A 21,779-nucleotide genomic window follows, 5' to 3' on the forward strand; every position below is an offset into this window, starting at 1 on the left:
GGGAAAACAAAAAGAGGGTGGGGTATAACTAGAACGATATAGCAAAAAAGTGTTAGATTGAACTGCAATCAATCTAACACTTTTTCACTTTGCCTGCTCCTCTTGTCTTAAATTTTAAACGTACCTACAACACTACGTAAACTATCTGCTTGATGCGCCAGTTCAGTTGCCGCTGCATTAATTTCTTGCATGGACGCAGAACCTTGGGTAGCAGCAGCAGCAGACATCACCGTATTGGAAGCTGTTTGTTCAGCATAAGCATTTATATGCACAAAATCACTTGCTACAGCATTACTATAATCAAGCGTATGGGCTATTTTATCAACCATTGTGGTAATAATCGCAGTCGTTTCTTGCGTTTGCGTTAAAATATTGGACAATGACTGGTTAGTTTCATTTGTCACCTCAACGCCTCGAATAACCGTTGTAACACCTTCTTGATTTTGTGTAATAATTGATGCCACTTCCTCTTGTATGGAATTTACAATAACTGTGACTTCTTTAGCCGCAGTTTGTGATTGCTCAGCAAGCTTGCGTACTTCATCTGCTACAACAGCAAAGCCACGACCATGCTCTCCAGCACGGGCTGCTTCAATCGCCGCATTTAATGCAAGTAAATTTGTTTGCTCAGAGATTGCAGTAATCGTACTGATTATAGAGGTTATATCGGCAGATTTGCGGCCGAGTGCCTCAACAGTTGTAGAGGTAGAAGCAATTGTTTCTTCAATTGACTGCATGACTAAGGTAGATTGTAGGACAGAACGACTTCCTTCATCTGCTGCTTGTTGCATGGCGATTGAAGCTCGTTGTACAGCATTGGCTTGTTCATTCAACTGATGCATAGAATGGTCTAAATCACTCATTTTTTGTTGAGCACTATTCATGCTATTGATTGTATTCTCACTATCACTTGCGATATCTGCACTTGCATCTGCAATATTTTGAATTGTGCGTGCATTTTCATCAGCTAGCGTCATAAGCTCTCGGCTACTATTTGATACATGATCTGCAAGTTCACTGACGCGTTTAATAAGGTTTGAAATAGACAAAATAAGTGTATTCGTCGAGTTAGCAATTGTAGAAAATTCATCATGGTTACGTACACGGACACGCCTTGTTAAATCACCACCCGCTTGAGCAATATCTAAAATGGAATGGTTAATCGCACGCGTATTATTTTTTAATGAATTAAATAACATATAACCAAAAATGATAATGGCAATAAGACTGATAATCGAAAAAATAAAGAAATAAGTATTGGATACAGTTACCTGTTTGTTCAATTTATTAAGTTTTGTTTTGTTCGATTCATCCATTACTATATTGATGGCGTCAATATTATTATCAATATGTAATTTCATTGTTTCGCCAGTGCCTTCAATCATAAGCTTCCTTGCTTGTTCAAGACCAAGATCATCTCGCATTGTCATGACCTTTTTTGAGTATTCAAGGTAGTTTTTATAATACTGGCTAATTGCTTGTATATGACCAAGTTCCACTTCGCGGTCTGCAAATTTTTCTTGTAAGGCAGCTATTTTTTTATTAATAGAATCAATTTTCATTTTGTAAGAAGTGGAATAACTACCATTACCGGTAATTAGGTAAGCTTGTTCGAGGTTGGTTAATCTAGCAATTTCATAGGCAAGCTGATTTACTGTAAGCTGTTCTTGTACATTCTTCTCAGTGAAATCCTCCATTTGTTGTTGAAGATTTGTAATATTGATATAAGACAATATACCCATTGTTGCATTAATGAAAATAAGCAAAGTAAAAATGATAAGTACTTTTCCTCGAATTAAATGATAAAAACGTTGTCGTTTTTCTGTAGTAGGAGGGAGATTGTGCCTACTAGCTTTAGAATCTATAACTTTCTTTTTTCTAAAAAAGTTAGAATCTAAGAGAGACGGGCGGTTTCTCATAGGTTTACTAGCCTGACTCTTGTTTTTCATCGCCATCACCTTCCTAATTTTTGCATTGATTGACTTCAATTCTATCGTATTATACTAAAAAATTCTATCCTAATTTCACAAAATTTTCATTTTTCAGATAAAAAGGCGTAATATTTTTGCATGACAAAAGTCTATAAGGTGAAAAGGCTATTCGATTTTTCTTTACTAGTAAAAAATACTTAAAGAAAAAAATGATACATTTTATGACGAAATGTATTTTTTTTGATAAACTAGCGGAAAGTAAAAATGAAAAGGGGAGGCATTTTTCAATAATGAAAAAGAGCTTTTATTTATATGTATTAACATTCAGAGGGGGAGAGTGGTCAGATGCAAAAGTTCGATTTGCTGAAGAAGTTTTTCATGAACATAACTTTCCTAAACAAAGCATGGATTTTGATGAGTTATCTACATATATCGAAACGTTTGCAACAGAAAATTTAACAACTGAAGTGTTTGATGAGTTATGGGATTTATACAGTGAACAAGGACGATAATGATTCGCAATACTTTCATTATTTGTACTTTTATAGTTGCTAGACGTCTAGCATTGCGTAAATACGTGAAACAAAGTATTATTTATAGTGATAACTGACAGAAAAGAGGGATTGCAGTATGAGTATTCATATTAATGCAAAAAAAGGCGAAATCGCTGACACTATTTTACTTCCGGGAGACCCACTACGTGCTAAATACATTGCTGAAACGTTTTTAGAAGATGTTACATGCTATAACGAAGTCCGCAATATGTTTGGTTATACTGGTACGTATAAAGGTAAACGTATTTCTGTACAAGGTACTGGTATGGGCGTGCCTTCCATTTCCATTTATGTAACAGAATTAATGCAAGAATATGATGTACAAAAGTTAATTCGTGTAGGTACTTGTGGTGCAATTCAAAAAGATGTTAAAGTTCGTGATGTTATTTTAGCACAAGGAGCAACAACGGATTCACGTATGAATCAAATTATTTGGGGCAACAACATTGACTTTGCACCAATCGCTAATTTTGACTTATTATTAAAAGCTTACAATGCAGGTAAAGATGCAGGCTTAAGTCTGCAAGTAGGTAATATTTTCACAGCAGATCTATTTTACTCAGACGAGCACCAAAATGAAAAGCTAGCTAAATACGGTGTACTAGCTGTAGAAATGGAATCAGCAGCACTTTACACATTAGCAGCGAAATTTGGCCGCCAAGCACTTTCTATTTTAACAGTAAGTGACCACATTATTACTGGTGAAGTCACAACATCAGAAGAGCGCCAAACTACATTCAACGACATGATCGTTGTTGCGTTAGAGGCTGCTATTCAAGAGTAGTTGATATAGCAAGGTTTATAACAAGTTTAAAGTTATAAGAATAAGAGCAACCGACCTAAAACCGACCATTTTATAAAATGGAATCGAAGAAGTCGGTTGCTTTTTCTTTATCTTTCATGGTTAGGTGGCTATAGGTATTAACAGTCTCTTGAATATTAACATGTCCAAGTTGTTCTTGGATAATTTTAAAATTAACATTTTTACTAACCATAAATGATGCATAGGTATGTCTTAAACCATGGAAAGTGAGTTTAGGTAGATTGTGTCTTTCTACTATTTCGCGCCATCTTCCAGACATACTGTCAGGATGTGAAGGGAATCCGTTTGTTTTTGTAAATAGTAAATTTATTGGTGTGCCTTTATCATCCTTCATAGGTTTCCAAGCTTCACCTGATGCTAACTGTAACTTCTTATGATCTTTTACATATTGTTTTATTTCTCTCATTAACTCTGCTGGTACATTGACAGTTCGTGGTCTTTTGGTTTTTGTAGGACCTAAGAAAAAGTTTTTATCTTCTTTGTCATATTGAAGAGTCGAATCAATGAGTATAGTATTGTTAACGAAATTTAAGCATTCGTGTCTAATTCCTGCGATTTCAGACATTCGTAAGCCTGCTAATGCAGCTAATTTTATTTGCAATGCATGCTTTGGATACATTTCTTTTGTCTTTTTTAAGAGTAATTTCAATTGTTCCTCGTCGTAAAATTCAATTTCCTTATACCTTTTAGAGCGAGAAGGTCTTTCAACACCATTCATTGGATTAGTTTCGATTACTTGCCACTTTACAGCTGTGCTAAAAATACTCTTTAACACCATGTATTTACCTGGAAGTGATTTTTTATTCTCTTTCTTTTGTTTTGTGAAAAATTGCACGATATGAAATGTTTTAATTTTATCCATCTGTAATGAACCAAGACTTTCTAATATCCCATTTTTTAAAAAGATTCATACGAATTTCTGCTTTTTACTGTAAGATCTACTTTTACATACATGTTCATCCAACGTTCTGTAAATTGTGCAAATGTGATTTTTTCTAAACTAATTGTTGATTCATTAGCTACTTGGATTTCCATTTCTGTTATTGCTTTTTTTATTGCTCGTTCAGTTAGGTTATTTAAAGTAACAGTTTTGTATTTTCTAATACGCTTTCCTTTGTCGTCATAACCTAGTTCAACCGTAATTTCTATACGTGGCTTTCCATTTTTATTAGGTTTTAATTCTCTATAACTTGCCATAATTATTCTCCTTTCTTTTAATACTTCGAACCAAAACTTCATCATCACCTCCTTTAGTGAGAATGTTTGTTCTGTTTAAGGGTAAAATTTTTTAGGCATTTCAATCCAATCAAACATTTCTATTACACCTAAAGGTTCAAAGCAAATTGTAAAGTTGTCTATTAATACATATAAACCGTATTTACTTTTATACCAATCAAGAGCAGCTTCTAAAAAATCCCCGGTAACATCAAGGTAGTCAGCTAGTTCAAAGTGGTTTGTTATATGTAAGTTATGAGCTTGTATAATTCTTATAATAGACAAACAGGCGAATTTACATCGCCAGTTATATCCAATCCAATACCAATTAAACCTACACCAACAGTTGAAGAAATGCAGGCAAAGACGTTACTAAATACAGAAGTTTTAATAGCAATGAAAAATATCGGAGTGTAGGAGGAACGAATATGAATATTGTATATCGAGCTGCGGAGTTATTAATCACTAGTTTGGGTTGTAACTTCGAAGAATGTATTATTTAAGCATCACACTTGAAGGATTTACAAAGTGGTGCGATGATAACGGATCGTTTGATTGGTTTATACATTACAATTCAACAACGACGAAACAAGTAGTATTGTTCAGTGTTTGTTCAGAACATTGTAGTAATCTTTTAATGTCATTGTAAACAAACAAAAGAACACGCATATATCAATGACGAAGCCCAGGTACTCAATTAATTTTGAGCCTGGGCTTTTTTGTTTATTCATCATAAGGTCTATATTTTTTTCGAAGCGATTCAAGCTCATCTTTTTTCTCAAGCAGTACACTTTTTAAAAACATTTTAGGCTGGTCTTTAGCTGCTTTTAACTTTCCGTCTTTCATTAATTGCCCTAGACGAACTTTCGATATTTCCAATACCTCTGCTGCTTCGGCTGCGGATAGTAATTCAGTATTTAAAAATTCAAGTAGTTCTTCAGTTGTGGAAAATTCATATTTCATGCAATCACCTTTCCTTTGGTAACATAAATATTATTAGCCTTATGAAGTGAATTAAAACAGTTGTTCCATAAAGTGCTAATAATACATAATCAATTGTTGATGGACTTTGAAGGGGCTAGTATTTATCGCATTTTACCTTATGTCCCATCGAGCATGTCCCAACGAATGAAAGCCGATGAAGCTAGTAATGACGCGGTTTGTCGTCCGCAATCTGAAAACCAACCATCTAATTCTTTTAATCTTTTAAGTTCTAAACAAGCAAATAATATTATGAGTCTTGGTAATGAATTGGCTTTGCAAGCTGAAAAGAAAAAAGAGTATATGAACGAGTATCAAGTTATGCTGTTCGACTTCATGAATAGCTTGCCATTAGCAGATAACTTGAAAGATGAAATGCACAAGGTTGTATTGGCAGCACAAATAAGTTCTGTGGAGGACTTTATTAAAGCTAAAAACGTACTATTCAAAATTGCTATGGATATTAAAGAAGGTACGTTAACTGTAGCAAGTACATTAAGAGCTGTATTTGTAGGGGCGTATAGCAAGGCTGTGGAGCGTTCAAAAAATAAGCTATATAAAATCATCTTCTATAGAAGAAACTCCATATAAAGAACGTCCTGTACCTTTCTATAACTGGTTAAAAGAACGTGATAGCCTTCCACAATCTATTAGTAATAGTCCATGTATTTAGAGAATTGGGTAGAATGGTAGATGAATGAGATAATGATGTGGGAAGACACTCTACTTTTGTTGGGTTTTTAACATCTGTTGGTAGAGTATAAGATTACTAGTATATAATACTAAGATATTATGTCTTTAAAATGAAACAGTGTAGGGGGAGAATAATGAAAAAAATATTTACTGTGTTACTAGCAGCATTCGTATTTGCAGTAGTAAATCCAACAAAATCAGAAGCGAAAGTGATGTATGATGGAGCAGAAGTTGTCAAAGGGCAAACAGGAAAAATGACCTTTAAAAAAGACATCAAGGTGTACAAGAAAAATCCAGATGGTACGTTTGATTCTTTAGTGGTTAAGCGAAATAACTTCTTTAGAACGTATGATATTGAAAAGTATGATAAAAAAATATTCTATCAAATGGGGCAATACCGCGTACAAGCAACGGATTTGGTAGTTTTCAAAGAAGTACCAATAAAAATTCGTTCATCTTTCTATAGTAATCCAGTGTATATTGTTATCAATCGTGATGGTGTTTATAATATGGGGTATTATGGGAAATTCTTCAAAGATGGTGGTATTGGTAGTATTTCTTTCTTGGATACAGATAGTGGACAACTGCTGAAGTTTTCCGAGAGCTATGGCGGTGAAGGATTATGGTATGATAAATATCCTGGTACAGATCTTAAAATCGCTGAGGAAATATCGAGAGCAAGCAATGTACGTTTTGAGTTAACAAAAGATGCTGGTGGGAAAAACACGCCACTAAATGAAGCTAAACCTTTAACAATGCATGCAAAAGGAAGCATTTTTACATCGCTAGGTGTTGAAGTTAATGGTTATCTATATGTGGATAATGGCTTAGGAGGAAATGGCGAACAATATTTTTGGCTTCCAGTGAATTTATTAAAGCCAGTTGGAGATAAGTAATAGATTAAGAATTATATAAAGCCCTCTTATTTATTTGATAAGGGGGCTATTTTTTATGGTTGATTGACATGCGGATAGGATGTCTATCGATGTCTTGGGTTTAGCTAAAAAACTATTAAAAGACCACTCCGAAATGGGTGGTCATATTACTATAAAAATGCTCGACTGAACCGACTAAAAACCGACCAAAATAAGATAATTAAAGATTTTCTATTACTATAATTGATTTCTAAATACAGTTCATAAACAGCAAGATACTGATATAGAGGTCTTTTGAGTATTAGTGATTTTCTAAGAAAGTTCAGGTCATTCAATGACATGATCGTTGTTGCGTTAGAGGCCGCTATTCAAGAATAGTCATAACAGGAATTTAAAGTTTGGAATAAATGTCAAATGGACTACACTAAAAATTAATTAGATTTTTAATCCTCAATGGGTGACTCGATAAATGAGAGCCTGCTGGGTTTTTTATTTTTAAAGCGTTAAAAAGCACCGTAGCTCCTTTCATTTGGTCTTGACCAACAGAGAGTACGTATTAAGTGTTTCATGTATAGCATGTCCTAATTGCTCTTGGGCTTAGTGGCTCACTTCTAGAGGTCGAGTCGGTACATTTTGGTCAGTAGAGGTCAGAAGCTTGTCAAAGAGCTATCAATCGCTACAAGGGAAGGTTCGGTATTGGCTTTCCCTATATTTTGATGATGATTGATATCGGAATCAATAATTAGAAAAACAGCAAATTAATCAAAGAATTTTCTCTTAAGTTGAAGCATACCTAAGCGAATTCTTTAAAAGAAGCTATATAAACTATATGTTTATATCTTTTTTTGCGCAATTGTATGAAAAGTAAGAATTTTCATTCGTTTAATATGGTATATTCATTGAGAAGAAAAAAATACATTAGTATTTGAATATAGAATATTGATGGAGGAGAGATATACATTGTTTGAGATGTTTAGAAAAAAGAAGCAAAACGATGAATTGGATGTTAAACAGGGGGAGGTAATAAAAGGGGGGAATTTTGAGGAAGTAGATTATGTAAATTTTGAAGATGAACAAGTAGAAGAATTAAAGGTAGAAGCAGAAAATATAGAAGTGGAAGATATCGGAAAACATGGAAAGTACTATTCAGATGAAAAGTTATGGGAAAAAATTCGAAAGTTCTCTAAGAGAGCTGGCTCCTCAGTTATATATGCAGTTCTAATTCTTTATTTTACATTGCAGAAACCCGAAGTACCTTTGAAAGTAAAAGCTACAATAGCGGGGGCATTAGGATACTTTATACTACCAATAGATTTAATTCCAGATGTTGCTTTAGGAGTAGGTTATGTAGATGATTTAACTCTTGTTATGGCAGCATTGATTCAAGTGGCTATGTACATTGATGAAGATATAAAAAATCAAGCAAAAGATAAATTAAAAGATTGGTTTGGAGATGATGTTGATACATCTGATATAGATGATAAATTATGATCGTAATTTTGGAATTGAGAGCTATAAAGGCTCCCTTTTTGTTCTAAAATTGTACAATCATTCTTTTACTTATGAACGATATAAATTTAATTTATATCGTTTTTTTATGATATCAAATGTATGATTATATAAAAATTGTACATTAAAGGGGTGCTGTTATGACTGAGCAAAAAGAGTTAGATTTAATGATTTCTAAAATTGAGATGGACTATAAATAAGTAACAGATAAAGAGATAACTAGATTAATAGAACTAATTAATTATAAGTTTGCTGACAATGAATTTATAATTAAACAGTAACAATAGATGAACTAATCAGCATGTTAGATTTTATTACTAGAGTTTTGTTTGATTTAGGATAAAGTTGAGAGAGAAGAAGGGACTGTTAATCCTAAAATGGTCATCAATTGATAGTAAATGGTTTGGGGAAATATGGTATACAATAGGTGAAGTAGAGGAAAAGGAAGAGAGTCCTGTGTTTTTTCAAAACAATAAAGTATATACATAGTAGATCTTCCAACCAAGTTCGTATAGTATGTAATACTCCCTAGTTGAGATAAAGCTGATAAATAATAATATTTTGCATCGTGGAAGCACATACCCTATAGTTTCTTTAGGGTAAGATCACACGGGAATGTAGTTCCTTACGAAACGATTTCATTTGATAACCAATTGATATACGATGAAATCAGTAGTTTTGACCAAAGCATTTATTGATAAAAAAGGTTAGGTACTTACTGAGAGGTTCAAGTAAGTTCTTTTTTAGTGGTAGCTTTTGAAAAGAGCTACGAATTAATTTGTAATATAGTAGAATGAGAGTAAGTAAATATTCCACAATAAAGGAGAATGACAATGCCTATTTACAATAAGTTGGTAAGAGATAAGATTTTAGAGATTATTGAATCAGATGGATTAAAGTATAATGCAAGAGTTTTAGAACCGCAGGAGCTTCTAATAGAAGTAAAAGCAAAAATGATTGAAGAAGCCAAAGAGTTTCATGGGGCAGCAAACGTTCAGGAGAGTGTTGAAGAATTAGCAGATATTTTAGAGCTAGTACATACAGCTATAAATGCTTTAGGTGTAAGTTATGAAGAACTAGAAGCGATTCGTGCGCAGAAGAAAGCCAAACGTGGTGGATTTGAAAAGGCAATTTATTTAATTGATGTAGAGGATAAGTAACCTATCTTCAATGGAGTGTTTAGATGAATAATTACTTAGAAAATGATAATACCTTAGAATCGAATTTTCGCTCGATTTACTTGTTTGGTAGGAATGTTGCAACTTATAAATTTGCTTTCGCTAAAACATTACTTGAATTAGGCGAGAGTAACAAAAGTTTTGTGAGCTTAGAAGAATTATCCCCTATATTTGCAAAGTATATGTTAGAGCATATTAGAAATGGGAAAAGACAAATAACAAGTCAGTCATCTAAGTTTATTAGTGCTTTGGATTTGTTTTATCAAAACCAAATTACGTGGGAACAGTTACTTGAAGTTACTGAAAAAGTAGGGTTTAACAATGTAATAGATGCCTTTCATAATATTCCTAATGGTGAGCTTGATAAAAGATTTTATGAGAAGTCCATCCAAGGAAAGACTTTAGGAATTACGTTGACCGATAGCATCTATTTGTTGAATGAAAGCTCCCAAAAAGAAAATATATTCAGTGAAATTGAAGGTAGATGGAATTTAGTTGAAAACGCATGGACTGAACGAAATCCAAAACTAGAAGTTCAGTTTGATACAGACCTTGAGCAGTTTTTCTTTATAAAGCCTATGACACCACAGCAGTTCATGTTGTCTCATGAAAGAATCAATCTAACTTCTGCTAGAAAGCCGTTAAACGGGTATCAAAAGGGAAAATGCTTCTATTGCTATAGACCGATTTCAATTGAAAGTAACCAATTGAATACTTGTGACATAGACCATTTCGTGCCACTCTCAACACAGTTCAACAGTACCCATGATTTAGATCTAAATGGTGTATGGAATCTAGTTCTAAGCTGTCAGGATTGCAATAGAGGCGAAGCTAATGGGAAGTTTGCTAGACTACCTGAAGACCAACTTTTACAACGATTGTACAAGCGTAATGAGTATCTTATCGAAAGTAATCATCCGCTAAAAGAAACGATAATAATGCGAACAGGGAAAAACCCGCAGCAAAGAGCAAACTTTTTAAATACTATATATGGTTTTGCGAAGTCTCTAAGTAGAGCTAAGTGGCAACCTAAATTTGAATATGATGTTGGATTTTAAGCATATAATTTTTTATGCGGTGATTGTATTAACGACAGGGGCATAGTTTCTGATATTGAGATAAGGTATCTTATTATTAGGCTAATCAATCAGCAGAACCACATTATTTTTCAAATGCAAAGGATGCAAGGATTATAGAGAACTAAGGCATTGAGAAAGAGCTTGAGCAGATTAGCGTAGGTGGGCTAGGTGAGTAATTGAAAGATATTGTTCAGTAAGGAAGGAGGGAATATTATGCAAAGATAAAACAGACTGCACATAGCCAGCCTGTTTATAAATTTATCTAGTTTTAACATTACTTTTATTGGGTTCTTTAGCAAATGGAATTAATACAATTCCTGCGATAAATAAAATGTTACCTGTCCATCTTATCCATTGATAATACGGATGGTCCTGTAAAAAGTACAGTGAAGTAAGCATAATAATGATACCAATACCAATCATCAATTTTAATGAAATCGGAATTTTTGACACGAGTATGTCTCCTTTTTATGTATATTCTTTTGAAATAATAGAACTTATTCAAGGGTAACATATATGGGGTTATATGTAAAAATATTCTATCTGATACTCTGTAATGTCCTCATATCCTCCAGTAAACTAATGAACAATATGAGAATTAAACGAAAATAGAGCGACAAAAACTCGCTCTATAAATCTATTATGTATTAAAGAAATTACTTGTTATTTTCAAGCTCTTCTATACGTTTTTCTAAATTTTTAATCCTAGCATCAGCTGATGCAGCAAAAGCAAACGCAGCTGCCGCTAATGCAAGAGCTCCAAAAACAAAAGTATTCATTGGAAACCTCCTAATTAATGATAAATATGCGATATTACTTTTTACATCTATGTTAGGTAACTGGTATAGTAAATCGTCTTTTGCTTTTAAACCACAGAAAGAGCGTTTAAAATATGATGATGGAATAGATACTGATTTTTACAATTTAGAGTCTTATTTATCTTCGCTATTAGATTGTTATCAACATATTGAAAAAGACTTTCCTTATATGTATGAATATATTGTAGTATATTTAATCTTAATTGAAAAAGATAAAGGTTTAAGCTATGAAGAATGGTTTCCTGAAATCAATTCAGATATTTTTAAAAAACTTCGGGAGAAGATTTTAATTCCTAACAGCAATTTGGCTCATGGTGGACATCCAATAAAATTTTTATTTAGAGAAGTTGGAATAGAACCATTTTTTTCAACAGATTTTTTTGAAGAATGATTTTTTTAGTAAGTCATATTTAAGTGTGGACAAGGAGCCGGGGAACATTTGGATTTAACAATGATGCCGGTGGGGAAAGAACTCCATAAGATGGAGCTAAATCTGAAACAATGTATGAAATGGGAAGCTTTTTCGCTAGACAAACGATTCCTATACCTTTTCAAGATTTCGATTCTATAAGGAAACAAGAGCTATTAGAACTTTAAAAAGAACTTGCATTAACCTATCCTTTAAGAACAGGTTTTCTTTATTTTAGAATATCTCTGATGTTTTAGTTATTTTTTCATTATGAAGGTTTATAAATAAAAAATAACAATCAAAAATCAGATGCATACCTATTCAGACTCAATGAAATAAATGGTCCCAAATGTAAGCTTGGTAACACTTAAAACAGCGACAAATACTGCTAAGTCAGTGTTTGTCGCTTTTTTTTATAGAAAACAGTACTAGACACTGTGAGAAATTATTTTAAAGAAGGACTGTTCGTTCCACTTGTTCTGAATGGCTGTAACATATAAATAGACTTTCCTTGAGATGTGCCTAAAGGAAGCTTGAGGAACCATATAATTACAATTTATGATACGTATAGTGATGTTTGTTTCACTTTTAAATCTAAACTTCGCCCTTACAATATATTGAAAATTTCGAGTTAAAATCAGACAATATGGATTTTGATTATAGACATGTAGGTAAACAGCACCTTTTCTCATAGGTATACCCGGAATAATGGAAAAAGAAGTAGTCATTAAAGGGGGAAAGACGGTCTTAGTAAGGTTATATGGCATGACGATAGCCAAGTAACTGCGTTATTTGTTCGTAAATGTATTCGGATAATTCAAGAGCAGAGGTGACTATTGAATAGTCCACAAAAATTGGGGAAATTAAATCAAAAACCGACAGGGAAAATCTGCCGGATAAACAATTAATTTAAGTTATTTCCAAATCCATAATTTGCTTTAGGGCCAGAAGCTCCTTGGATGTAGTCTGCTTCCGCATTTTGGACTTGTTGTCGTACTTGTTTTGCATCAGTCTCAGTTCCGAATTCTACGTTGTTCGTTGTATTCATAAAATTTTGATTAAAAAAACGACCAGAAGCTTGATTTTTGTTAGCTTCAGCTTGCTGGATTTTTTGTCTAATTTGGTCAATAGTTTGGTTCTTGTTTCGATTTTTTGACATATTTTCACCTCCTCAAATTAGTTTGTTCAGAAGAGGTTTACTTATCCCTAGAAACTTTTATGTAAAGAAGGGAGGTCGTGACGGTCAACCAACGCCACAACCTAATAAGTGCGTGCGATACACTCAATAATAATTTGTTCAAATTAAGGTTATTTATACATTAAAAAAGCCACAGCGTTGTCACAAACAAGGGCAATTTAAAGTAACGAAAGAGTATTTACTTCAGTGGATTGAAAATTATTGAGAAGGGAATAGAGAGGTTGGAGTCCTTCATAGATTGTTAGAAGGGGATAGTATGCGTGCAATTGGGAAGCGTGTGAGATTATCTATTATCTAGTGCGACAATTTATAGAGTAAGAAATATTTTGAGTCAGATTATGAAGTAGCCAATGTGCTATTTCTTTTCAATCGACCATTTCTAGATGGTTCAAAAGACTTTTACTTAAACTCCGGTGCTATTAGAATTAAAGTAGAAAAAGTTAAAGGGGGATAAATTTGATTAAAAAAATCGATATAACTAATCTTAAACTTGCTGAAGAAGTTTTAAACATTCAAATACCTTCATATAAAGTGGAAGCGGAAATAATAGACTTTTATGATATACCGCCATTGAAAGATACAGTTTACACGTTACAACAATGTGGTGAGACATTTTTTGGTTATTACGTAAAAGAAGAATTATGCGGCGTCATTTCTATAAAAGTAGAGAATGGTATAATCGATATACATCGGTTAATGGTACATCCTAAACATTTCAAAAAAGGAATTGCCAAGATATTATTGGATTTTATTGAAAACGACAATGAAGGATTGGAAACAATAATAGTATCCACTGGATCCAAGAATACACCAGCAGTGACTTTCTATTTGAAAAATGGATTTTCAAAAACAGAGGAAATAAGTATAACAGAACGCCTATCCATAACTTCTTTTAAAAAAGATCTAATATAGTTTTATTAAGCAGTTAAGTACTCTCCTGGAATAAGGAAAGTGCTTTTTTCATTAAAGAGCCAGGTTGTTTATTGGCAAGGGGATATCAAAAATAGCGAAATGAAGAAAAGTAGCACATGGTATAGTAAAGAAAAGTATCTAAGGAAGGATGTTTTACGAGCAATTTAGCAAGTCATTTTTTAAACAAAAACAAATAGCATAGGTATTTTAATAGGCTTGAATGATTATGGATAAAATAAGTTAGGTAAAAACACGCAACTTTTGTTGGGCTATTAACATCCATTGGTAGATATTAGATTACTGGTATACAATAATGAGATATTATGTTTGTTTGAAATAAAACAGTTAGGGGAGAATGATGAAAAAAATATTTATTTTGTTACTAGTAGTATGTGTATTTGTGATAGTAAATCCTACAAAATCAGAAGCAAAAGTGATGTATGATGGAGCAGAAGTTGTAAAAGGGCAAACAGGAAAAATGACCTTTAAAAAAGACATAAAAGTATATAAGAAAAATCCAAATGGTACGTTTGATTCTTTATTGGTTAAGCGAAATAACTTTTTTAAAACGTATGATATTGAAAAATATGATGGCAAAACATTCTATCAAATGGGGCAATATCGGGTACAAGCAACGGATTTGGTAGTTTTCAAAGAAGTACCGATCGATATACGTTCATCATTCTATAATAATCCAGCTTATGTCATGATTAATCATCAGGGTGTGAAAACGAATGGTATGGATACTTTCATTGAATATGGCACACTTTTTAGAGTTGGAAATCGAGAAGAGGTTTGTAGACCACAAGTATCATTAGTATCTATTGACAATGGTAAATTCAATTACCATTATTGTATTGGAGACATTGAAGGTGGAGATGTAAGCAGTACAGGTATTCTCGATAGCACTGATATTCGAATTTTTGAAAAGAAAACAAGAAATAAAGGCTCGTATATATTAACAGAAGATACAGAACAATATAATGGTCCGATGATAACAAGATACTATGGTAAAGAGTTGAAGGGAACAGTCTTTTATTCACCAGGAATTGAGATCAATGGTTATTTGATGGTGGGAGATGTGAACTTTGGTTTTATTCCAGCCAATCTATTGAAGCCAGTTGAAGAATAGACTAGAAAAAAGACCACTCAATGGGAATTGACTCGAAAATAGGGATAGACAAAAAAGCATTTTCAATTGAAATTTGGGTGTAACTATCTTAATTTCAATTTGGAGGTGTTTTTTTCTAGGGAAAAAGAGTAAATTTTCCTTGAGTTAAAATAAAAACCATCGGGGTGCACTACTTTCTTAAATTGAAATTGTATCTACTGTAATAAAATGAATATTGTAATATGCTATTATAAATAGGTTAACAATGTTAATAGAGTTCTAGAATGTTCAGAAAAAACAATTGTAAGGAGTCCCATAATGAAAAAGAGAATAAACTATTTAATCTTACTTGTAACTGCCATTTTTATTGTTGGTTGTACGAACGTAGAAGATGCATCCGTTACAGTGAAAGAAACAGATTCACAAGAATTAACAACAACTTCGGTAACAGAAAAAACAGCATCAGAAAATACAGCAACTCAAACAAAAGATGAACTGTTCAAAGGGTACAAACTGATTGAAGTGGATGGTGGCGATTTGTCAGGACATCGCGAACCTAACGTCGTCGTTGACATTGGCTTTGGGGACCGCCATTACTATGCATTTACGAATGAGGCAGGGCAATTGGTTCGTGTCATTGCTGACGAAATCGTTCTACAAGATGACCGTACCGAACCCGTAACATCAGCTGGCAGATACTACGCGGATGAAGCAAAAGTTCCTGGTGTAGAAAGAGCAGATTTAGATGAAGGACATATTATTGCAGATTCCCTTGGTGGGGTATCAAACGCTTATAATATTACGCCACAAAATAGCACCCTTAATCGACATGGTGATCAAGCATATATGGAAGACGCTATTCGTAAAGCTGGTGGAGCTACTAATTTTGAAGCTATTATTACATATCCTAATAAGGAAACGCAGATTCCTTCTCATTACAAGTACACTTACACTTTAAAAGGGAATAAAATTGTAGATGAGTTTGCTAACGGTAACCCTGATGAAATAAATAAATCTCTCGGATTAACTGAAAGTAAATCAACTAAATCTACTAACTCAACAAGTTCGAATAAGTCCAATGCTTCGAGTGGCACTGAAGATATTTCGAGTGTTGATACAGATGGAAATGGACAAGTGACGATTAAAGAAGCAAAAGCAGCAGGTTATAGCATGCCAATAACTCGTGAACACTGGTTGTACAAATATATGCAAGACCGTGATAACGACGGTTTGGTAGGTGAATAAGCTTTTTGAACTTGAGGATAAAAAACATGCTTGTCCTTGGACGATTTATAAAAATAGTGCTCAATAATGAGCGCTAATCAGGCTATAGACAAACTCAATGATTTTTGAGTTCGTCTAGCTGAATGTTGAAGTTGTCAAAGCGACTATGTAGGTAGTATATGAATAGATTGAAATGTCTGGTTCTAAAATACCTCTGTATTTTTTAGGAACCAGACATCTTGTATTTTATATTGATTTACTTCCAGTATTAGTGTTTTCCAAAAATTGAAATATAAAAGGGTTCACTGTAACCTATTTAAATGATGTTTTTAATATCATCTTTAACAAGGTTTCTATACGTTTTAAGAGTAAATACGGTTAAGATTCTTCTCTTATTAGTAGAGCAGAGAAGGAAACCGGTAAATCGACATATACCTTTCCAACATCTGTGATTTCATAAGGTCTATAAATAAAACCACTTCTATCAACAAAAGGCAGATCAATCCCTTGACTATATACTTCGCCAGTACTAGAAGAAGAGCGACATGTGCATTTACGGTTACATGAACAGTTATTCGCACAACATCCAGGTGATTGAACTTGCAAATCTATAATGCTAATTTCAATCCCACCTCTAAGCAGCGTCCTTACTTGTAACTCAGGTTTGAACCTAACTCTATAAAAGCCTGGTTGACAATCATTTTTTTCTACTGTAAACGCATACTCTTGACTACATTCAAGTGTTGTTCCATCCAAAATAGCCCCTTCACTGCTGATTATTCCTGAAATAACATCTGTAACACCTTCTCCTGTCCCGAATCCAGGCCTACCTACTTGTACGTTTACTGGATCAGGTATTATTTCTAAAGTAGGTTCTTGATCAGGAGAGACGATGGAAAAAGGTTTAGTGAAAATAACTCTGTATGTCCCCGTATTTGGGGCGTGAGAGACAGTGAAACCGACTGATCCTGAGGGAATAGTTCCATCTCTTCTGACTATTCCAGAAATTGTACGAGGGTGCGGAAGTATCCCGTCAGAGTTGAAATCAATCCCAAAGACACTAAATGATACAGCACGTTCTATACTTTTTCCGCCTTGGCTAAGGACATAGGTAAAACCAGACGTATTAAATCCGAAAATATTTATTTCTATAGGACCTCCTCCGCCTACATTTCCGCAACATGAACATTGACAAGGCTGGCATTGGTGACAGCATTTTTTTGAACAACGGTTAGAGCAGTTAGAATGATTCTGACAATTGCAATGTTTAAGCGAGTTGTTAAAATTTTGATTGCCATTATCTTTGTTTAAATATCCCATTTTTTTACCTCCCTTCATATCAGATTCACCTGGTAAGTTAAGTTTATTTGCCAGGATACTATAGGATATGAAATAAGAAGAGTAACGTGTAGTTAGTAGTCTATTATTTGTTTAATTAGTTAGGAATGGTAGTTTTGTCTATATGCTAATCACCTGAAACAATTGAAAAATCAAAGCTAGTAAACGTTCAACTTAGTAGGTGGAGGATGTATAACTATAGAAAGACAGAAGATTGTAAAATAAATCTAAGATGAAATTTAAAGCATTTGCGGCATTTGGTTGAAGAATGGTGGGGCGAGGAGTGACAAAAGCTCGTGGGCGACTTGCTGGGCGCCACGAGAAGGGGGGATTAGAAAATATTGAGATGATGAAGGCTTTAATTGAAAGAGAGATATCATTAAAAAAATGGGCTTGTCTATAAATATTTTTTACTATTTGTATACTAAGGTAGTGAACATCCCACCTGTTCCATCCGTAAAGTTATTAGAAACATGATGTGCGATATGGCAGTGAAATGGCCATATACCTGGATTATTGGCTTTAAATATCACATCCCAAGTTTCACCAGTAGCCACTAAAATAGTGTTTTTAAATATTCTATTATTAACTATAGAGTTACCATCAGATTTTTCGATTAAAAATTGATGGCCATGAATATGCATAGGATGATGATTAATCTGTATGGCTCCTAACCTTAAACGAACAATATCACCATATTCTATTGCCATAGGTGTGGTAGATGGAAAACTCTTTCCGTTAATCGTAAACATGTTAAATTCCATCGCAAATGGATTAAGATGATATTGACCAGTTTTGACTTTTTCCCCCTTTTGCAATCCACTAAGACTCCACTCCTGCATAAGTAATAGATAGTCCTTATTCACATTTATTTCATGTGGATCCAGAATAACGAACCCCCCTAGTAATCCCAGCATATCTTGCTTTGCAACATTCACATGAGAATGATACATATGGGTTCCAGGAGGGTTATTTATGTGAAAGTGATAATCAAAATAATGCCCTGGTTCAATTCTAGGAGAAGGTTCTACCTCTGGGACACCATCCATGACGTTAGGAACGTTCAGCCCGTGCCAATGAATACTGGTAGCTTCAGGGAGTTGGTTTATTACTCTTATACTGATATAGTCCCCTGGATAAACTTGAATGGTCGGTCCTGGAATACTACCGTTGTATCCCCAACCTTTAATAAAAACACCCGGCAGTATTTCTTGATTTACAGGTTCTGCCACTAATTCGAAATATTTAATACCATTTTTCATCGTATATTCTAGAGTAGAAATATCCGGTGTTATGACCATAAAAACACCTCTTTAAATTTTTGATTTGTAAACAATAAAGAACGCTACATTATATTCAAAAATATATTGATTTAATACAACCTGTTACGCCTAAAAATACGGTAGTCAAATTTAAAGAAAAATGAAACCATTCTTTGATTCCAACAAGTAAATATAATTTTCTGTCATATTACTTTGTTGCAAAGGAATATAAATTTATTGATTTACGATATATTTTTGTTGCAATGTAATTTGTTTTATATTACGATAAAAAACATCAAAAGGAGTGGTTGACAGATGGGGAAAACCGTATTGAAATTAACCGACGTGCAAAAAAGCATCGGCGATAAAAAAATTGTCCATGGCTTAACTTTCGAGGTAAAAGAGGGCGAGATTTATGGCTTTTTAGGACCGAATGGCAGTGGAAAAACAACGACAATCAGAATGATTACAGGGCTAATTAGTATGACGCGAGGAGATATTCAAATTTGTGGCCATAGCATTGCTACAGAGCGAGAAAAAGCGCTCATGAATATTGGTGCAATTGTAGAGAACCCTGAATTATATGGATATATGACAGGTAGACAAAACCTAATGCACTTTGCCAATATGGCGAATCATAAAGTTTCGAAGGCGCGCATTGATGAAATAGTTCAGCTCGTAGATTTAGGAGAATCTATACACGCGCTTGTGAAAAACTACTCGCTTGGTATGAAGCAGCGCTTAGGGATTGCACAAGCCTTGTTACATCAACCAAAAGTTTTAATTTTAGATGAGCCAACAAATGGCTTAGATCCTGCCGGTATTCGCAAAATTCGGGAGTATTTACGCGAGCTTGCACAGAAGGAAAAAATAGCGGTCATTGTATCAAGCCACCTATTAAGTGAGATTGAGCTAATGTGTGACCGTGTGCTCATTATTAATAAGGGCACCTTTATTAAAGAGCACAATTTACATGAAAAACAGGCGGGCGAGCATCGTGTGCAGATTAAAACGACACAAACAGAGGGCATTGATGAGCTAATAGACTGCCGCATTATAAGTGACACATCATTTGAGGTAACAGCAGATGAAGTAGAGGTTGCCGCCATTATTGCAAAGCTCGTGTCACACAATATTGCGATTTATGAGGTTATTCCCAAGCAAAAAACACTCGAAGATGAATTTTTAGAAATTACCAAGGGGGCAACTTCATGATTAATTTAATCAAAAATGAGTTAATGAAAATTTTCGTAAAAAAGAATGTGAGCGTGTTTTTAACGGTACTTCTTACGTTGCAGGTAGCGACTGCCTTTATTATTAAAAATTGGCTACCACCAGCGGAGAGGTTTTCAAGCTATGTAACATTTTCTCATTTCAACTTTACGATTACAGCGATGCTTGTCACGATATTTAGCATTTCGTTAATGGTAAAGTCGATTGCTGATGAGTTTCAGCAAGGTACGATTAAGCAATTATTAATTCGTCCAAAGACGCGGGTAGCTATTTTGCTATCCAAGTATTTTGCAATCCTGATTACCGTTGTTCTGTTTATAGTTACGGCACTACTGGTTTCGATGCTTGTAGGAGGCTTACGTTTCGGTTGGATGGCAGATGATTTTACACTCGCCATACTGCTTAAAATTATCATGTACGAGTTTATGCCCATCGTCTTCTATATTACGTTAGCACTTATGCTTGCGAGTTTGTTTACCACAACAATACTACCTGTAACAATTACAATGCTTATATTTTTATTACAGGGTAATATCGTTAACATTATGACAATTGTGTTGAAGAAATATTCGGATGTTGTTGTGTTTAAGCATTTAAGTTTAAGAGATTTGGATGCTAACCCGCTAATTGGAAACAAAACGAATATGCTATCAGAGCACTTTACGTTAACAACGTCCTTTCTTTATGTAGTTATACATCTGCTTGTCATGTTAGTCATAGCAAGTGTGGTGTTTAAAAAGCGCGACATACTGTAAAAGGAGTTGGCAATATGAAGAAGTTAGCAATGTGGTTAAAGTTTCTGATTATAATGGTTGCATTTTCGGGTATATTATTTTGTTTCTTAGTTGTGCCCCAAATGGCAATTAAAATTGAAGGTATGCCGATTATGCTATTTATGTGGGTAACTGCCATCCCTTTTTATCTAGCGTTATTGTTTGCTTGGAAAATTTGCTCAGGAATTACTAAAAAGCTCTTTAGTGAACAGTATGTTAAACATTTTACATACATGAGTTATTTAGCAATGAGTGAGATTGTGCTGTATGCAATTGGCATTGTTTACATCATTATTAGTGAGCAAGCTACGACAATTATCTTCTCATTTTGTTTATTATTTTTTGGAATGGCAGTAACATTAACCGTATTTTTACGTGTATTAGCGAATGTATTTCAACAGGCGATACAGCTAGAGGAAGAAGCGAAATTAACGATTTGAGGTGGGAGTTATAGCAATCATCGTCAATCTCGATGTCATGTTAGCAAAACGAAAAATGTCGGTGACAGCATTATCAGAAGCACTTGACATTACGATGGCTAATGTGTCGATTTTAAAAACGGGAAAAGCAAAAGCAGTAAAATTTTCAACGTTAAATAAAATTTGTGAAGTGTTAGATTGTCAGCCTGGTGATCTTTTAGCTTATGAAAAAGGGGAGGAATGA

24 protein-coding genes are annotated in these 21,779 nt (G+C 34.0%); 16 read left to right on the forward strand and 8 right to left on the reverse strand.

Annotation, left to right across the window (positions count from 1 at the left end; all coding sequences use genetic code 11):
- Positions 1–107: 107 nt before the first annotated feature.
- Complete coding sequence (locus tag I5435_RS10885; protein WP_420798347.1) at positions 108–1,955, reverse strand: methyl-accepting chemotaxis protein; 1,848 nt, start codon at positions 1,953–1,955, stop codon at positions 108–110.
- Between the two features lie 266 nt (positions 1,956–2,221).
- On the opposite strand from I5435_RS10885, the gene I5435_RS10890 reads away from it, so the two are divergent.
- Positions 2,222–2,443, forward strand: coding sequence for a YozE family protein (locus I5435_RS10890; protein ID WP_024364124.1), 222 nt, complete (start codon positions 2,222–2,224; stop codon positions 2,441–2,443).
- A gap of 118 nt (positions 2,444–2,561) precedes the next feature.
- Positions 2,562–3,269: a purine-nucleoside phosphorylase gene (gene deoD, locus I5435_RS10895; protein ID WP_024364125.1), complete on the forward strand. Its 708-nt coding sequence runs from the start codon at positions 2,562–2,564 to the stop codon at positions 3,267–3,269.
- 70 nt (positions 3,270–3,339) lie between these two features.
- On the opposite strand, the gene I5435_RS10900 is transcribed toward deoD, so the two are convergent.
- Both I5435_RS10900 and I5435_RS10905 read right to left on the reverse strand, forming a co-directional pair.
- Positions 3,340–4,170, reverse strand: coding sequence for a tyrosine-type recombinase/integrase (locus tag I5435_RS10900; RefSeq protein ID WP_337983805.1), 831 nt, complete (start codon positions 4,168–4,170; stop codon positions 3,340–3,342).
- 35 nt (positions 4,171–4,205) lie between these two features.
- On the reverse strand, positions 4,206–4,505 hold the full coding sequence (locus tag I5435_RS10905; RefSeq protein ID WP_337983806.1) for a hypothetical protein: 300 nt from the start codon (positions 4,503–4,505) through the stop codon (positions 4,206–4,208).
- A gap of 279 nt (positions 4,506–4,784) precedes the next feature.
- Between I5435_RS10905 and I5435_RS10910 the strand changes: the two genes are divergently transcribed.
- Entirely contained in the window at positions 4,785–4,940 is a 156-nt protein-coding gene (locus I5435_RS10910) for a hypothetical protein (RefSeq protein ID WP_229386743.1), read from the forward strand.
- Between the two features lie 306 nt (positions 4,941–5,246).
- Here I5435_RS10910 and I5435_RS10915 read toward each other — a convergent pair whose 3' ends face one another.
- Positions 5,247–5,486: a MerR family transcriptional regulator gene (locus I5435_RS10915; protein ID WP_024364127.1), complete on the reverse strand. Its 240-nt coding sequence runs from the start codon at positions 5,484–5,486 to the stop codon at positions 5,247–5,249.
- Between the two features lie 72 nt (positions 5,487–5,558).
- On the opposite strand from I5435_RS10915, the gene I5435_RS10920 reads away from it, so the two are divergent.
- The 5 genes from I5435_RS10920 to I5435_RS10940 all read left to right on the forward strand — a co-directional run bounded on the left by I5435_RS10920 (position 5,559) and on the right by I5435_RS10940 (position 10,817).
- Positions 5,559–6,095 carry a helix-turn-helix domain-containing protein gene (locus tag I5435_RS10920; protein WP_337983807.1) on the forward strand — a complete coding sequence of 179 codons (537 nt, stop codon included), beginning with the start codon at positions 5,559–5,561 and terminating at the stop codon, positions 6,093–6,095.
- A gap of 236 nt (positions 6,096–6,331) precedes the next feature.
- On the forward strand, positions 6,332–7,093 hold the full coding sequence (locus I5435_RS10925; protein ID WP_337983808.1) for a hypothetical protein: 762 nt from the start codon (positions 6,332–6,334) through the stop codon (positions 7,091–7,093).
- Positions 7,094–8,179: 1,086 nt separating this feature from the next.
- The gene (locus I5435_RS10930) at positions 8,180–8,563 is read left to right on the forward strand and encodes a YkvA family protein (RefSeq protein ID WP_443136947.1); all 384 of its coding nucleotides are present in this window, start codon (positions 8,180–8,182) and stop codon (positions 8,561–8,563) included.
- A gap of 851 nt (positions 8,564–9,414) precedes the next feature.
- On the forward strand, positions 9,415–9,741 hold the full coding sequence (locus tag I5435_RS10935) for a pyrophosphohydrolase domain-containing protein (RefSeq protein ID WP_337983809.1): 327 nt from the start codon (positions 9,415–9,417) through the stop codon (positions 9,739–9,741).
- 23 nt (positions 9,742–9,764) lie between these two features.
- Complete coding sequence (locus tag I5435_RS10940) at positions 9,765–10,817, forward strand: HNH endonuclease domain-containing protein (protein ID WP_024364132.1); 1,053 nt, start codon at positions 9,765–9,767, stop codon at positions 10,815–10,817.
- A 279-nt stretch (positions 10,818–11,096) separates the two neighbouring features.
- On the opposite strand, the gene I5435_RS10945 is transcribed toward I5435_RS10940, so the two are convergent.
- On the reverse strand, positions 11,097–11,291 hold the full coding sequence (locus I5435_RS10945; protein WP_024364133.1) for a hypothetical protein: 195 nt from the start codon (positions 11,289–11,291) through the stop codon (positions 11,097–11,099).
- Between the two features lie 207 nt (positions 11,292–11,498).
- Between I5435_RS10945 and I5435_RS10950 the strand changes: the two genes are divergently transcribed.
- Positions 11,499–12,047 carry a hypothetical protein gene (locus I5435_RS10950; protein ID WP_337983810.1) on the forward strand — a complete coding sequence of 183 codons (549 nt, stop codon included), beginning with the start codon at positions 11,499–11,501 and terminating at the stop codon, positions 12,045–12,047.
- A 922-nt stretch (positions 12,048–12,969) separates the two neighbouring features.
- On the opposite strand, the gene I5435_RS10955 is transcribed toward I5435_RS10950, so the two are convergent.
- Positions 12,970–13,224, reverse strand: a complete 255-nt coding sequence (locus I5435_RS10955; RefSeq protein ID WP_025219591.1) for a hypothetical protein — start codon at positions 13,222–13,224, stop codon at positions 12,970–12,972.
- 495 nt (positions 13,225–13,719) lie between these two features.
- On the opposite strand from I5435_RS10955, the gene I5435_RS10960 reads away from it, so the two are divergent.
- The 3 genes from I5435_RS10960 to I5435_RS10970 all read left to right on the forward strand — a co-directional run bounded on the left by I5435_RS10960 (position 13,720) and on the right by I5435_RS10970 (position 16,531).
- Positions 13,720–14,175 (forward strand): GNAT family N-acetyltransferase, encoded by a 456-nt coding sequence (locus I5435_RS10960; RefSeq protein WP_337983811.1) that lies wholly within the window; start codon positions 13,720–13,722, stop codon positions 14,173–14,175.
- A 358-nt stretch (positions 14,176–14,533) separates the two neighbouring features.
- On the forward strand, positions 14,534–15,307 hold the full coding sequence (locus tag I5435_RS10965) for a hypothetical protein (RefSeq protein ID WP_337983812.1): 774 nt from the start codon (positions 14,534–14,536) through the stop codon (positions 15,305–15,307).
- A gap of 297 nt (positions 15,308–15,604) precedes the next feature.
- A complete protein-coding gene (locus I5435_RS10970) occupies positions 15,605–16,531 on the forward strand; it encodes a DNA/RNA non-specific endonuclease (protein WP_337983813.1) in 927 nt (308 codons plus the stop codon).
- Positions 16,532–16,888: 357 nt separating this feature from the next.
- On the opposite strand, the gene I5435_RS10975 is transcribed toward I5435_RS10970, so the two are convergent.
- Complete coding sequence (locus I5435_RS10975) at positions 16,889–17,848, reverse strand: hypothetical protein (RefSeq protein ID WP_024364139.1); 960 nt, start codon at positions 17,846–17,848, stop codon at positions 16,889–16,891.
- Positions 17,849–18,261: 413 nt separating this feature from the next.
- Positions 18,262–19,149, reverse strand: coding sequence for a multicopper oxidase family protein (locus I5435_RS10980; protein WP_024364140.1), 888 nt, complete (start codon positions 19,147–19,149; stop codon positions 18,262–18,264).
- A gap of 276 nt (positions 19,150–19,425) precedes the next feature.
- Between I5435_RS10980 and I5435_RS10985 the strand changes: the two genes are divergently transcribed.
- Genes I5435_RS10985 through I5435_RS11000 form a run of 4 tightly spaced genes read left to right on the forward strand, consistent with a single transcriptional unit; the run spans position 19,426 to position 21,779 of the window.
- A complete protein-coding gene (locus tag I5435_RS10985; RefSeq protein WP_025219588.1) occupies positions 19,426–20,325 on the forward strand; it encodes an ABC transporter ATP-binding protein in 900 nt (299 codons plus the stop codon).
- A complete protein-coding gene (locus I5435_RS10990; RefSeq protein WP_337983814.1) occupies positions 20,322–21,098 on the forward strand; it encodes an ABC transporter permease in 777 nt (258 codons plus the stop codon). The genes I5435_RS10985 and I5435_RS10990 overlap by 4 nt, the downstream gene beginning before the upstream one ends.
- A 14-nt stretch (positions 21,099–21,112) precedes the next feature.
- Complete coding sequence (locus I5435_RS10995; protein WP_024364143.1) at positions 21,113–21,556, forward strand: DUF2975 domain-containing protein; 444 nt, start codon at positions 21,113–21,115, stop codon at positions 21,554–21,556.
- Positions 21,557–21,566: 10 nt separating this feature from the next.
- Positions 21,567–21,779: a helix-turn-helix domain-containing protein gene (locus tag I5435_RS11000; protein ID WP_024364144.1), complete on the forward strand. Its 213-nt coding sequence runs from the start codon at positions 21,567–21,569 to the stop codon at positions 21,777–21,779.

Source organism: Lysinibacillus sp. C5.1, from assembly GCF_016350185.1.
GTDB classification, from domain to species: Bacteria; Bacillota; Bacilli; order Bacillales_A; family Planococcaceae; genus Lysinibacillus; species Lysinibacillus sphaericus.

Bases quoted from the DNA above. Each gene is read 5' to 3' on its own strand.
- I5435_RS10990 (WP_337983814.1), top strand. From the start codon at position 20,322: ATGATTAATTTAATCAAAAATGAGTTAATGAAAATTTTCGTAAAAAAG.
- deoD (WP_024364125.1), top strand. From the start codon at position 2,562: ATGAGTATTCATATTAATGCAAAAAAAGGCGAAATCGCTGACACTATT.
- I5435_RS10885 (WP_420798347.1), bottom strand. From the start codon at position 1,955: ATGGCGATGAAAAACAAGAGTCAGGCTAGTAAACCTATGAGAAACCGC.
- I5435_RS10955 (WP_025219591.1), bottom strand. From the start codon at position 13,224: ATGTCAAAAAATCGAAACAAGAACCAAACTATTGACCAAATTAGACAA.
- I5435_RS10980 (WP_024364140.1), bottom strand. From the start codon at position 19,149: ATGGTCATAACACCGGATATTTCTACTCTAGAATATACGATGAAAAAT.
- I5435_RS10965 (WP_337983812.1), top strand. From the start codon at position 14,534: ATGAAAAAAATATTTATTTTGTTACTAGTAGTATGTGTATTTGTGATA.
- I5435_RS10915 (WP_024364127.1), bottom strand. From the start codon at position 5,486: ATGAAATATGAATTTTCCACAACTGAAGAACTACTTGAATTTTTAAAT.
- I5435_RS10905 (WP_337983806.1), bottom strand. From the start codon at position 4,505: ATGGCAAGTTATAGAGAATTAAAACCTAATAAAAATGGAAAGCCACGT.
- I5435_RS10940 (WP_024364132.1), top strand. From the start codon at position 9,765: ATGAATAATTACTTAGAAAATGATAATACCTTAGAATCGAATTTTCGC.
- I5435_RS10975 (WP_024364139.1), bottom strand. From the start codon at position 17,848: ATGAAGGGAGGTAAAAAAATGGGATATTTAAACAAAGATAATGGCAAT.
- I5435_RS10890 (WP_024364124.1), top strand. From the start codon at position 2,222: ATGAAAAAGAGCTTTTATTTATATGTATTAACATTCAGAGGGGGAGAG.
- I5435_RS10995 (WP_024364143.1), top strand. From the start codon at position 21,113: ATGAAGAAGTTAGCAATGTGGTTAAAGTTTCTGATTATAATGGTTGCA.
- I5435_RS10925 (WP_337983808.1), top strand. From the start codon at position 6,332: ATGAAAAAAATATTTACTGTGTTACTAGCAGCATTCGTATTTGCAGTA.
- I5435_RS10900 (WP_337983805.1), bottom strand. From the start codon at position 4,170: ATGGATAAAATTAAAACATTTCATATCGTGCAATTTTTCACAAAACAA.
- I5435_RS10985 (WP_025219588.1), top strand. From the start codon at position 19,426: ATGGGGAAAACCGTATTGAAATTAACCGACGTGCAAAAAAGCATCGGC.
- I5435_RS10935 (WP_337983809.1), top strand. From the start codon at position 9,415: ATGCCTATTTACAATAAGTTGGTAAGAGATAAGATTTTAGAGATTATT.
- I5435_RS10970 (WP_337983813.1), top strand. From the start codon at position 15,605: ATGAAAAAGAGAATAAACTATTTAATCTTACTTGTAACTGCCATTTTT.